The sequence below is a fragment of the Brevibacterium sp. K72 genome, assembly GCF_050562175.1.
Lineage (GTDB): Bacteria > Actinomycetota > Actinomycetes > Actinomycetales > Brevibacteriaceae > Brevibacterium > Brevibacterium casei.
Genome location: NZ_CP191582.1, coordinates 478,407 through 491,433, shown reverse-complemented (window position 1 = coordinate 491,433; position 13,027 = coordinate 478,407). Strand labels below are relative to the sequence as shown.

General features: G+C 68.9%; 8 protein-coding genes and 1 tRNA gene. 6 read left to right on the top strand and 3 right to left on the bottom strand.

Annotation, left to right across the window (positions count from 1 at the left end):
• Positions 1-132: 132 nt before the first annotated feature.
• Positions 133-2,469 carry an FAD/NAD(P)-binding protein gene (locus tag ACQ1RG_RS02210; RefSeq protein ID WP_131247852.1) on the bottom strand — a complete coding sequence of 779 codons (2,337 nt, stop codon included), beginning with the start codon at positions 2,467-2,469 and terminating at the stop codon, positions 133-135.
• Complete coding sequence (locus ACQ1RG_RS02205) at positions 2,466-4,442, bottom strand: LCP family protein (RefSeq protein WP_201671929.1); 1,977 nt, start codon at positions 4,440-4,442, stop codon at positions 2,466-2,468. The genes ACQ1RG_RS02210 and ACQ1RG_RS02205 overlap by 4 nt, the downstream gene beginning before the upstream one ends.
• A 736-nt stretch (positions 4,443-5,178) precedes the next feature.
• Between ACQ1RG_RS02205 and ACQ1RG_RS02200 the strand changes: the two genes are divergently transcribed.
• Both ACQ1RG_RS02200 and ACQ1RG_RS02195 read left to right on the top strand, forming a co-directional pair.
• Positions 5,179-5,267: transfer RNA gene (locus ACQ1RG_RS02200), tRNA-Ser, on the top strand.
• 322 nt (positions 5,268-5,589) lie between these two features.
• Positions 5,590-6,183, top strand: coding sequence for a short chain dehydrogenase (locus ACQ1RG_RS02195; RefSeq protein ID WP_009381077.1), 594 nt, complete (start codon positions 5,590-5,592; stop codon positions 6,181-6,183).
• Between the two features lie 41 nt (positions 6,184-6,224).
• Here the strand turns inward: ACQ1RG_RS02195 and ACQ1RG_RS02190 are convergent, their stop codons facing one another.
• On the bottom strand, positions 6,225-7,832 hold the full coding sequence (locus ACQ1RG_RS02190) for a PucR family transcriptional regulator (RefSeq protein ID WP_009381076.1): 1,608 nt from the start codon (positions 7,830-7,832) through the stop codon (positions 6,225-6,227).
• 116 nt (positions 7,833-7,948) lie between these two features.
• Between ACQ1RG_RS02190 and ACQ1RG_RS02185 the strand changes: the two genes are divergently transcribed.
• From ACQ1RG_RS02185 to ACQ1RG_RS02170, 4 genes are all read left to right on the top strand, one after another.
• On the top strand, positions 7,949-9,433 hold the full coding sequence (locus tag ACQ1RG_RS02185; protein ID WP_009381075.1) for a CoA-acylating methylmalonate-semialdehyde dehydrogenase: 1,485 nt from the start codon (positions 7,949-7,951) through the stop codon (positions 9,431-9,433).
• 41 nt (positions 9,434-9,474) lie between these two features.
• The gene (locus ACQ1RG_RS02180; protein WP_009381074.1) at positions 9,475-10,950 is read left to right on the top strand and encodes an aspartate aminotransferase family protein; all 1,476 of its coding nucleotides are present in this window, start codon (positions 9,475-9,477) and stop codon (positions 10,948-10,950) included.
• A 292-nt stretch (positions 10,951-11,242) separates the two neighbouring features.
• The gene (locus tag ACQ1RG_RS02175) at positions 11,243-12,670 is read left to right on the top strand and encodes an inorganic phosphate transporter (RefSeq protein ID WP_430600458.1); all 1,428 of its coding nucleotides are present in this window, start codon (positions 11,243-11,245) and stop codon (positions 12,668-12,670) included.
• Positions 12,667-12,900 (top strand): hypothetical protein, encoded by a 234-nt coding sequence (locus ACQ1RG_RS02170; protein ID WP_009381072.1) that lies wholly within the window; start codon positions 12,667-12,669, stop codon positions 12,898-12,900. The genes ACQ1RG_RS02175 and ACQ1RG_RS02170 overlap by 4 nt, the downstream gene beginning before the upstream one ends.
• Positions 12,901-13,027: the final 127 nt, after the last annotated feature.

Genomic DNA, 13,027 nt, shown 5'->3' with positions numbered 1-13,027 from the left:
CACCCGTCCGCTCGATCCACAGTTGGCACGGATTCCGCGTCGCCCGCGACGCGGATTCCCGGCTGCGCGTGGATCGAGAGTGCCGGAGCGATCAGCTTGTTCCAGCAGCGACCGGGTTCGTCGGCCCGGGCCTCAGATGAGGTCGAGGATCGCCTCGGCGGCAGCGTGCGAGTCCGCGAGAGTCGTCGCATCGGAGTCGGGGTTGGCCGCGATCGCAAGACCCCACTGGACCGAGGAGAGCTGGATCGACAGTGCGAAGCGACGCGGATGGGCCGAACCCTCCTCGTCGATCGTGCGGTAGGGGCGCTCCGTGACCGCGAGACCGCTCAGCCGCTTCTCGCGACCGTCGTCCAAGGTCAGGCGGGCCGGGGTGAGCTGACCGCGGTCGACCATCCCGTGGATGAGGACATCGGCGGCGAGAGCGAGGGAGTTCGTCGGGGAGGCGGCATCGATGACGACGCTTCCCGTGATCGTTCCTCCCATCCTCGCCGAGGTGACCGCGAAGATCTGCGGGAGAGGATCGTCGTCAGCACCGGAGTCCACCGATGCTGCGGATTCCACCGATGCTGCAGGATCCTGTGCGGTCGAACTCTGCGGGTCCGTCTCCACCGAGTACTCGGGGTTCTCGCCGATGTGCATATCGGGGCCGATGAAGCGGACGACGTCCGCCTCGGCGAGGGCGATGAGTTCGGCGATCCGCCTCGGCGGGGGACCGTCGCAGATTCCGGACACGAAGCCCTCGAACCAGCCGCGGATCTCCATGTCGACGCTCACCGGATCGATGTGGCCAGCGGCGATGAGCTCCTTGAGAAGGAGCCTCGACTGCCAGAGGACCATGAACAGCGCTTTGACCGGGCTGTCCTTGGGGCCGGCGAGCGAGTCGCGCAGGTCGGTGCGGAGGAAGTCGAGCATCCAGTCGTGGAGGGAGTCCGGTTCGCCGGGTTCGCGGCTTGAGAACTCGAGCCCGTCGAGCGGGTCGAGGAGATCGTGGAGCGACATCCGGTGAGCCGGATCGGGGACGAGCTCCTCTTCGATCTCCGCCCAGGCGAAGGCCTCACGCGTGACACGGCCCTGGCGGGAGGAGTCGCTCGCCGACTCGGCCTCCGGGTGGGTCTCCTGCCAGGTGCGGCGGGTCAGGTGGCGGGAGACCGCCTCGGCGATGGCTTCGCGCAGGCGCCCGGGATCGTCGGCGAACGCGTCGGGATCCGTGCGCGCGAGCGTGCGGTAGTAGGCGAAGCGGAGGTCGGCGAGGATGAGCGGCCACAGCTGGTCGTTGAAGCGGGCCCCGGCCCGGCGTTCGCCCTCGAGATCGTCGATGCCGGCGAGGAGGGCGACATTCTCCTTCGTGAAGTACCGCAGCGGCCAAGCCGAGCGCGGATGCTCGTGGCTGATCGGCTTGCTCCGGTAGGGGATGCCGCGCCGGGAGCCGAGGAAGAGGGCGGGTTCCTTCCCGCTCGGGAGGTAGCGGACGGTCCCGGAGGCGGTCGAGGTCGCGGAGTTATCGGACCATGCGTCGGACTCCGCGGCGGACTCCGCGGCGGATGCGCCGGCGTCCGACGTGCCGGCGCCATCTGACGTGCCGGCGTCGACGAAGCTGCCGCCGCGCTCGATCGTCAGCAGCGTCTGGACGTCGAAGTAGTTGAGCCCCATGCCCCGGACGAGGACGCGCGCGTGGGCGGGGATCTCGTCGAGCGGGGCTTCGGCCGGGAGGCTCTGGGGGATGTAGATCCCGCCTGAGCGCTGGGCGAAGGCGGCGAGACGGGCACGCTCCTCGGTCGGAGTGCTGGGGATGTGGCCGACGGCGAGGACGACGGCTGCGGCGATGATCGTCGTTCCGTCCTCGCACCGGATGAGCTGAGGGGGAACCGCCTCGGCGGGGTCACCGGGAAGGTCGACGGCGGGAAGGTCGATGACCGACTCGGCGCGGGTGCGGTGTTCGACGATCTGGATGAAATCGGGGGCGGAGTCGCGGATCCGGGCGTAGGCGTCGCTGAGGTACTCCCCGTAGAGGGTGCGGCTGGGGAACGTCGAATCGACGGGCTCGGTGCCGCCGGATGCGCGGTACCACTCGGCCATCGACGGACCGAACGGAGAGCGGCCGGCCGCATCGGGGGAGGGGACCGCCGCCCCGGTGGAGGAGGCGGACGCCACGGAGGAGCTGTCGGTGGACCCGGGGGTGCGGTCGTCGGGGCGGGCCGCGTCACCGGCATCGATCGCCTCGGCGAGGAAGGAGCAGCTGCCGTCGGGGAAGATCGTCTGTTCGCCGATCGTCGTGTTCATGAGCAGGCTCGTCGGCTGGTCGGTGCGCCAGACGATGCCCGCACCCGGTGGGTACGGGTCGACGAGGTGGATGACGATCGGTCCGCGCGCGGGATCCCAGCGGCGGGCACCGAGGGCGACGAGTCGCTCGAGGACGCTCAGCCCGCGTGGGCCGACCCCGATGATCGCGACGGAGTGGTCGGCGCTCACTCCTGGTCTCCGGCGCCCGGGCCGGGGTAGCCGGGCCAGGGGTCACCGGGCTGGTAGTCCTTGGGGTAGCACTTGCCCTCGGCGTTGGGTTCGCCGGGCACACCCGAGTCATCGGTCGAGGTTCCCGCACCGTCGCCGCTCGGGGCATCGGTGCCGGTCTCGACGTCCTGGCTGTGGTCCTGCTGGCCCTGGTCCTCCGAGGACTCCGAGGACTCTGAAGAGTCACCGGAGTCGGTGGCTCCGTCAGTCTTCGACGGGTCGTTCGTCGGGCGCGGCGATTCGGCGCCGTCGGAGGCACCCTTGATCTCGCCCTGGATCCACTTGTGGAGGACATCGAAGTCGGGGTTGTAGGTGGGGGTGACGTCGTTGTTGATCTGGACCGTCGTCACGTCGCCCTTCTGCATGGCCACGGCGAGTTCGATGAAGGCCGGGATCTCGTTCTGGGGGATCGAGGTCGCGATGTTCTTCGTCGCCGACCCGGCGAGCTTCGGGTAGGCCGCGGCGAGCTCCTGCGGGTCGATCTGCTCGAGCATCGTCTTGAGCATCCGCTGCTGACGGCACATGCGGTCGTAGTTGTCGCTGCCCTCACGGGAGCGGACGTACCACAGGGCCTTCTTGCCCTTGAGGTTCTGCTGACCGGGGTCGATCCAGCCGAAGACCCGGTTCGGCACTCCGGACATCGACTTGCCGCCGCCCATCGGGATGGGGCGTTCGACGTCGATGTTCACTCCGCCGATGGCGTCGACGACGTCCTCGAACCCGGCCATGTCGACCGAAGCCCAGTAGTCGAGATTGAGGCCGAGTGATCCTTCGACCGCGGCCATCGTCGCCGTCATCCCCGGTTCGAGGCCGTTCGTTTCGCCAACGGCGTCGGGATTCTGCTCGCCCCACTGCCACACGGCGTTGATGAGGTCCTCCGAGGAGTCCCCGGTGGGACGGAACCCGTTGGGCCAGACCTCGGCCTCGGGGCTGCCTTCGGGGAAGATCGGGAACGCGAGGTTGCGCGGCACGGAGATGAGGGCGGCGTTGCCGGTCTTCGTGTCGATCGAGGCGACGAGCATAGTATCCGGGCGGGTGCCCTGACGGTCGTCGCCGTTGTCGCGGCCGATGAGGAAGACGTTGATGTAGGGCTTGTCCTTCCACAGCTCCTTGGCGTCGACCGTCTTTCCAGTGCTCTCGCCGAAGAGGCTCGCGATCGTGTCGCTCTGGACGCGGGCGTAGACGGAGCCGATGCCGAAGGGGATCCCGATGATGAGGACGAGGGAGACGATGAGCACACCGGAGAGGCGGTTCTGCCAGGGCAGGTAGCGATGCCCGCGCCGGAGTCCGAGGTAGGAGAGGACGACGACGATGATCCAGATGAGACCGACGGCGACGGCGGCGAACGCGATGAAGTTGAGCAGGGAGGGGCTCGCGATGATCGTGCCGATCGCGTGGACGGGTCCCTTGATGAGGAGGTAGCCGATGACGAAGAGGATCGTGAGGACGAACCCGCCGAAGACGATGAGGCCGAGCGGACGGAACCGCGTGCGCAGGAGTCCGATGCCCGGAAGCAGGGTGCTCAGCGACGTCCATCCGACAAGGCTGGGGAAGGCCTCGCCGAGGCGGGAGGAATGACGGCGGGCGCGCTCGGGACCGCCGGAGGCGGGCTTGTCACCGTCACCGTTGCCGTTGTTGCCGGAGCTGTAGCCGGAGCCGGAGCTGTTGCCCGGGGCGGGGGAGCCGGCGCTGACGGCGGTTGCCGGTGCTGCCGCTGCGGCTGTCGGAGCCGCCGCCGCGGCTGCGCGCTGCGAGCGGCGACGGCCGGAGTCGGAGTCCCGGGAGGAGCGCTGATCCTGATCTGCGCGGGAATCGTCGGCCCGCGCCGAGGCGGTTCGGGACTCAGGTGCGGAGGAGCGCCCGCGGTCAACGTTGCCGGCGGCTGCGGCGACGCCGGCAGCGCTCGCCCCGCCGGCGGCAGCCGCGCGGAGCATCCTCGCCTCACGGCGGGTGCGGGGTGCGACGGGACGCGGGGTCGGGGCTTTGGACCGGGGCGACTGCTCGTCGGACGAATCGGAGGTGGAGCCGCCTCGGCGAGAGCTGTTGAGGGAGTAGTCCCCGCGGGAATCGGAGCCGGACGGACGCGGAGGCTGGTGGGCGGCAGACGGTGGGGCTGGTTCGGAGGCCCGGCGGGTCGAGTCGGCGCCGCGCGGGGACTGCGGCGGTGCATCGGTGTGGTTCTCGGTCGAGCTGGCGGCGGCCTCGCCGCGGAAGCGGGGGCGGGATGACGCGCGGAGGCGGCGGCCTGCAGATGGAGAATCGGGGTCGCTCCCCTGAGGTCCTCTCTTGTCAGGGGGAAACTCTGGCAAGTTCTTAACTCCTCGTTGCTCATCTCGTGCGCCGCGTGTCGGGCCGTTGACGCCTCGTCTTCGGCGCAGATGTCTCCCGCAATGTCCGTCGTTGGGGGCGTATCGGAGCGCGAACCACGGGTCACATCAGGTCGATTTTACGCCCCTACATTGACGAATGCTGGAATTCGCGCGGATATGCGCCTGCGAAACCGCCCTAACATCAGCAAATGCGACGATCCTCGTACCAGCGACTATGATCAAGCCCACTCTGCCGCAGTGAACTTTGCTCTGGGAGGTTCCTTTCGCATAGGCTGGTCTTCGCAGTGTCAACTGTGGTTTCGGGGCATGCGTCGAGCGTGTCGCCCCGAGGCGAGAATCTGGAGTCGTGGCTGAGCGGCCGAAAGCATCACCCTGCTAAGGTGAAGTCCCTTGAACTGGGGACCGTGGGTTCAAATCCCACCGGCTCCGCGTTTGTGAGAAGCCCCTGCGATCCGTTTGTCTGAGCGGATCGCAGGGGCTTCTGCGTGCCCGGCTGCGGCCGGAGAGCCGACTGTGCACGAGGTCTGTTGGCCTCCCCGTTGTGGTCGAATAACTGAGGGAAAAACGCCCAAACGGCTCAGAATCCTCGGTTCTTCGACCACAAACAGCCGAGGAGTCGGCGGATCCCCTGAAGGTCAGTGCCGAGGTCTAGTGTGGTCAGTGCCGGTCGGACCTTGCCGGCGATGACCGGGCGAACCGCCGAGTCCTCGGCGATCCGCACGAGAAGCAAAGGTGCGAAGGAGTGCCCACTATGAGAATTCTTGTCGTCGGAGCAGGCGGTCATGTCGGGCGGGTGGCCGTGGCCGAGTTCGAAGCGCGCGGACACGAGGTCATCTCCGCCTCACGGTCGACGGACCCAGGAGTCGACACGAGTGATCCCGCGTCGATCCAGGGGTTGCTCGACGCGGTCGGCGAGGTCGATGCCATCGTCGTCGCCGCCGGCTCCGTCCCATTCAAACCCGTCACCGACCTCACCCGCGACGACTATCTCTCGGCCCTGACCTCGAAGGTCCTCGGCCAGGTCGAGTTCGTCACCCAGGGCCTCGACCATGTTCGGGACGGCGGATCGATCACGCTGACCAGCGGAGTCCTCAGTCGCGAATCGGTGCCGACCGCGGCAGCGGCCGCGCTGGCCAACGGCGCACTCGAGTCCTTCGTCATGGCCGCTGCCCCGGAGCTGCCGAGGGGGATCCGGATCAATGCCGTCAGCCCCAATGTGCTCGCGAACTCGCCGCACTTCCACGACGCCTTCGCCGGGATGATCCCCGTGACCGATGAGGAGGTGGCCGCGGCCTTCGTGCGTGCCGTCGAGGGCAACGTCACCGGCCGCACCCTGACCGTCTGAGCCCTGTCAGTACGCCTCACCGATTCATCCGGTGCGGCTCCTCACCGATTCATCCGCCACCACAGGAGGGCGACGTGGAGCGCGGTCCTCGACTCGGCGTCGTCGAGGGAGACGCCGAGTCGGTCCTGGAGCTTCGCGAGCCGCGCGTAGAGGGCGGGTCGGGAGAGGAACCCGGCCCGTGCCACCGCTGACTTGTTCCCACCGTGGGCGAGGACGAGCTCGAGGAAGTCGAGCATCTCCTCGTCGTCGGTCTCGAGCAGCGGTCCGAGCTCCCCTTCGGCGAAGCCGCGCAGCCGAGGATCGTCGCCGAGGAGCGCGAGAAGTCCGCGCAGCCGCACGTCGCCGGCGCGGTAGAAGACCTGCTCGCGGACATCGAGGGTGGCGACCACCTCGGCGACCTGAGCGGCTGACTCGAGACGCGACACCGCCGTGAGCAGGGACGAGCTGCTCCGGCCCACCCCCACCGCCCACGTCGTCCCGAGATCGGCGATCTCCTCGAACACGCGGTGCAGAGCCTTCGACTCATCGCCGCGCCCAGGCAGAGCGAGGACGAGCCCGAACGACCCGGACTGCAGTCCCGTCGACAGCGTCGAGACACCGGCTCGGGCGGCAGCGGCAGTCGCCTCCTGGATGAGTGCGCGCTCCCATAGCTGCATCCGCGTCGGATCCGTGCTCGGATCCCGGTCGAGGCGGATGACGGCGGGCACAAGCCGCGACGCGCCAGGCGGTTCGAACCCGAGCGAACGCGCCCGGGCTCTGGCCTGCGCCTCGTCCTCGGCGCCGACATCCATGAGCTCGCGGACGAAACCCGCCTGGGCCTGGAGCAGCAGATCCCGTTCGTCGGTCTCTGCCATGCGGGTGAGCGTGAGCGCTTGTGCCGCCCGTTCGATGATCTGCTCGACATTGGCCGCGCCGGTCGGCAGGCCCGGCACGACGAGGCGGCCCCACCGCCGCGACTGCAGACCGACCGGGATCTGCGGCCAGTCACGTCGGACATACGCGTCGGCCCCGGAGACGAGTGCGACCCAGTTGGCGACGAGCGCCTCTGCTCCCGGACCGGCCTGGGCGAGCACCCGATGGGCGACATCCTCGAGGACGACCGGGGCTCCGAGCAGCTCGGCAGTGCGCGCGACGATCGCACTGACCTCGGCCCGCTCGAGGCTGAGCTGCGTGTAGGTCTCATGGATCTCCCGCGCCCGTTCGAGACGCCCGAGCTGCTCGGCCAGCAGCGAGCGGTGGGCGACCTCGGTGATGCGGACGAACTTGATCCGATGCGTGAGGACGACGACGGGAAGCTCGCGCCCGGACGCCGCATGGCGGACCACCTCGGCGGCCTGCTCATCCGGATCCGAGGCATCGTCGACGAGTTCGACGACGACACCCGCGGCACCAGCCGCCTCGAGCTGATCGAGGAAGACCGTCATTGCGGCAGGGGAGCGGCGGAAGGTCTGCGCGGTCGTAAGGACGAGTTCGCCGCCTTCGAGGAACTGCTCGACGTGTTCGGAATCGGCGATGTGCACCCACCGGATCGGGCGATCGAGGTCGGCCTCCCCGGCCACGACCTCGGGCGCACCGCTGCGGATCTCCTCGAGATCGAGCACCCCGGCGACGGTGAGGCTCGCTGCGGCCTCCGACCTCTCAACGTTCATTGACACAGTGTAATTCTCAAGACGGCAGAACTGACACTCTGACACTGTCGTGCGGCCGGGTGGGCGACGACGATGGGAGCAGAGCACCCCTGTCATCGACGCAGAAGGACACCCCCATGGCCGCCATCTCCCACTGGATCAACGGACGGACCGTTCCCGCCGGACCCGACACCCGCCTCGGCGAGGTGACGAACCCCGCCACCGGAGAGGTCACGGGGGAGGTCGCGCTCGCCGATGCCGCCACCACGGAAGGCGCGATCCGGGCCGCCACCGAGGCGTTCCCCGGCTGGCGCGACACGTCCCTGGCCAAGCGCACGGCGATCCTCTTCGCGTTCCGCGAACTGCTCAACGCCCGCAAGCAGGAGCTCGCCGAGATCATCACCGCCGAACACGGCAAGGTCCTCTCCGACGCCCTCGGCGAGATCGCCCGCGGGCAGGAGGTCGTCGAGTTCGCGTGCGGCATCGCCGGCCTGCTCAAGGGCGGCTTCTCCGAGAACGTCTCGACGACCGTCGACGTCCACTCGCTGCGCCAGCCGCTCGGTGTCTCAGCGATCATCTCGCCCTTCAACTTCCCCGCGATGGTCCCCATGTGGTTCTTCCCCGTCGCGATCGCCGCCGGCAACACCGTCGTCCTCAAGCCCAGCGAGAAGGACCCGAGCGCCGCGAACTGGCTCGCCGCCCTCTGGCAGGAGGCCGGACTGCCCGACGGTGTCTTCAACGTCGTCCACGGCGACAAGGCGGCCGTCGACACGATCCTCACCAGCCCGGACGTCGCCTCGGTGTCCTTCGTCGGCTCCACCCCGATCGCGAAGTACGTCTACGAGACCGGGACCGCCACCGGCAAACGGGTCCAAGCCCTCGGCGGGGCGAAGAACCACATGCTCGTCCTCCCCGACTCCGACCTCGACCTCGCCGCCGATGCCGCCGTCAACGCCGGATACGGCGCCGCGGGGGAGCGGTGCATGGCGATCTCCGTCGTCGTCGCCGTCGAGCAGATCGCCGATGAGCTCGTGGAGAAGATCGCCGAACGCACCCGCACCCTGCGCGTCGGCGACGGCGCGACCGAACCCGATATGGGGCCGCTCATCACCGCCGCCCACCGTGACAAGGTGGCAGGCTACATCGATGCCGGCGCCGAGGCGGGAGCCACCGTCGTCCTCGACGGCCGGGACGATGTCCCCGCCGACGGGTTCTTCCTCAATCCGACGCTCTTCGACCACGTCAGCCCGGACATGTCGATCTACACCGACGAGATCTTCGGACCCGTCCTCTCCGTCGTCCGCGTGCCCGGCTACGACGAAGGCCTCGAACTCATCAACGCCAACCCGTACGGCAACGGCACCGCGATCTTCACCAACGACGGCGGTGCCGCGCGCCGCTTCGAACGCGAGGTCGAGGTCGGCATGGTCGGCGTCAACGTGCCCATCCCCGTCCCCGTCGGCTGGTACTCGTTCGGCGGGTGGAAGAACTCGCTCTTCGGCGACACCCACGCGTACGGCGAGGAGGGCGTGCACTTCTTCACCCGCGGCAAGGTCGTCACCTCCCGCTGGCTCGACCCCAGCCACGGCGGCCTCAACCTCGGCTTCCCGACCCACGACTGACCCACGACTGACCGCCTCGGCGACAAGACAAGGACACGACGATGACGACGACGATCGATCCGACAGGGTCCGCAGCGGACACGGCGGCGCTGGCTGCGAACCAGGAGACTGCGACCACGAACGCCGCAGCCCGCACCGAGGCACCCGGCACCGAGGCGCCCCGCCTCGAGGGACCCACCGAGGAGCAGCTCGCTGCCGGGCGGCGCGCCCACGAGCTCGACCGGGCCCACGTCTTCCATTCGTGGCAGGCACAGGGACCGTTCGCCCCGATGACCGTCGTCGCGGCCGAGGGCTCGTACGTCTGGGACGGCGAGGGTCGGAAGCTCCTCGACTTCTCCTCGCAGCTGGTGAACACGAACATCGGCCACCAGCACCCCGCAGTGGTCGCCGCCATTCAGGAGCAGGCGGGCCGGCTGTGCACGATCGCACCCCAGCACGTCAACGACGCCCGCTCGGAGGCCGCCCGCCTCATCGCCGAGCTCGCCCCCGGCGATCTCGACCACGTGTTCTTCACCAACGGGGGAGCGGATGCGAACGAGCACGCGATCCGCATGGCGCGCCTGCACACGGGCCGGACGAAGGTCCTCTCCGCCTACCGCAGCTACCACGGCGGCACTCAGCTCGCCGTCAACGTCACCGGGGATCCGCGCCGCTTCCCCAACGACTACTCGGCTGAGGGCGTCGTCCACTTCATGCCCGCCTATCAGTACCGTTCGTACTTCGGCTCGACCACCGAGGCGGAGGAGACCGAGCGCGCGCTGCGCCACCTCGAGGACCTCATCGTCCTCGAGGGCCCGGCGAACATCGCGGCCCTCGTCCTCGAGACCGTGCCCGGAACCGCCGGCATCTACGGCCCGCCCGCCGGCTACCTCGCGGGCGTGCGGGAGCTGACCCGGCGCTACGGCATCGTCTACATCGCCGACGAGGTCATGGCCGGGTTCGGCCGGACGGGACGCTGGTTCGCCGTCGCTCGTTGGGACGTCACCCCCGACCTCCTCACCTTCGCCAAGGGTGTGAACTCCGGCTACGTCCCGCTCGGCGGGGTCGCGATCTCGGAGGCGATCTACGAGACCTTCCGCGACCGTGCCTACCCCGGCGGGCTGACGTACTCCGGGCACCCGCTCGCGTGCGCGGCGGCGGTGGCGACGATCGGGGCGATGCGTGAGGAGGGGATGGTCGAGAACGCCGACCGCCTCGGCACCGAGGTGATCGGTCCCGCCCTGCGCGAGCTCGCCGAGCGCCACCCTTCCGTCGGCGACGTCCGGGGGATGGGCTGCTTCTGGGCCGTCGAGCTTGTCCGGACCCGGGAGACGAAGGAGCCGCTCGCCGCCTACGGCGGATCGTCTGAGGAGATGAACGCGGTCATCGCCGCCCTCAAGGCGGGTGGTGTGCTCCCGTTCGCGAACTTCAACCGCATCCACATCGTGCCCCCGCTCAACACCCCCGACGCCGATGTCCGCCGCGGCCTCGAGGCCCTCGATCGGGCGCTGGCCGTCGCCGACGGATACGTGCACTGAATCGGACGCTGGGACCCGGCGGCCGCCTCGGCGGGGTCGTTCCGGCACCGAACGACCGGTGCGCTGGGACCCGGCGGCCGCCTCGGCGGGATGTGAGAGCTGATACATCGTCCCTGCGGCTGCAGGTATTGACCCAGTTCGCAGATGAACGGAAGATGAATGGGGTGACTGCAGGCTGAAGGCTGTGTGAAGCTTCGGCGTCTCACGTTGTAGACTCACACGTGTTTGAGGCCGCTGCCTGGCAGTGCGTTCAATCCCCGGTCCCCGTTGTGTCTACATCCAAGGTCGCTGAGTGGAAATCATCTTCGTCGTCGTGCTCGTCGTCGCACTGGCACTCTTCTTCGACTTCACCAACGGCTTTCACGATACGGCCAACGCGATGGCCACGCCGATCGCCACGGGCGCGATCAAGCCGAGGGCCGCCGTCACCCTCGCCGCGATCCTCAACCTCGTCGGCGCCTTCCTCTCCACCGAGGTGGCGAAGACGATCTCCGGGGGCATCATCCGCGAAGGCGAGGGCGGGGTCCAGATCACTCCGGACTTCATCCTCGCCGGCCTCATCGGCGCGATCATCTGGAACATGGCGACGTGGCGGTTCGGACTGCCGTCGTCGTCCTCGCACGCGCTCTTCGGCGGCCTCATCGGTGCGGCCATCGTCGGTGCGGGCCTGAACTCGGTCGACTTCGGGGTCTTCCTCTCCAAGGTCGTCATCCCGGCGATCGCCGCGCCGCTCATCGCCGGCATCAGCGCCTACCTGTGCACGCGACTCGCGTACTACATCACCCGCCGCAACGGCGACGGACAGACCGCGCACCGGGCGCCGTTCAAGTACGGGCAGATCTTCAGCTCCTCGCTTGTCGCGCTCGCCCACGGCACGAACGATGCGCAGAAGACGATGGGCGTCATCACCCTCGTCCTCATCTCCGCGAACCTCCAGGCGCAGGGCACTGGCCCGCAGTTCTGGGTCATCGCCACGTGTGCCTTCGCGATCGCCTTCGGCACCTACGTCGGCGGATGGCGGATCATCGACACGCTCGGCACGAAGCTCACCACCGTCAAGCCCGCCCAGGGACTCTCCGCTGAGACCTCGACCGCTGCGGCGATCCTCGCCTCCTCGCACCTCGGCTTCGCCCTGTCGACGACGCAGGTCGCCTCCGGTTCGGTGCTCGGGTCGGGTCTCGGCCGCAAGGGTGCCGACGTCCGGTGGTCGACGGCCGGACGCATCGCCTCGGGCTGGCTGCTGACGATCCCGGCCGCGGGCATCGTCGGTGCGGCCGCGGCCGGTGTCGCCCACCTGGGGCTGTTCGGCGTTCTTATCGACACCGCCGTCGCCGTCGTCGCCGTCCTCTGGATCTACCTCAGCTCCCGCCAGGACAAGACTGCCGAGATCTCGAACTTCGACACCGTCGGCGAGGCCGTCAACATCCGCGGCCGCAAGCGCAAGCTGCGCCAGGATCGCAACCGCAAGCGCGCCGAGGCGCGTCGTGAGGCCCGCACCGAGGCGCAGACGAAGAAGGACGCGGAGAAGAAGAGCCGGAAGTCCCAGGCGCGTCGCACTGCGGCGGCCAACGGCGCTGTGACGACGGATGCCGTCGCGAAGGAGGCAGTCGCTGGCACGGCGAGCAGCGCTGGTTCCGCAACGGACGTCCGGGCGACAGGCACGTCGGCTGCCGACGCATCGAGGCAAGACGCCGATGCTGACAAGGGAGGCGCCAAATGATCGAGTGGAGCTCGTTCGCCATCGTGGCGATTGCGACGTGGTTCTCGTCGCTCGTCGTCATCGGACTGTTCTCGACCGCGGTGCGCATGCGCGCGGTCCACATCGATCAGGTCGCCGAGGGCCACGGCAACCCGCTGCTCAAGGCCGGATACTGGGCCGTCTTCGCACTCTGCGGTGCGCTTGTCCTCTTCGGGGTCTACCTCATCGTCCCCGTCCTCCACGGTGCCTGAGCGCTCCCGCCGCGGACTTCGCCGGGTCGCCGTGTCGTCGCTGACATGCGGGCGCTCAGCCTGAGCTCCTCCCGAGACACAGCTCGAACGCCCCGTACCCGCAGTCGCACGCCGCACCCTTAGCGTC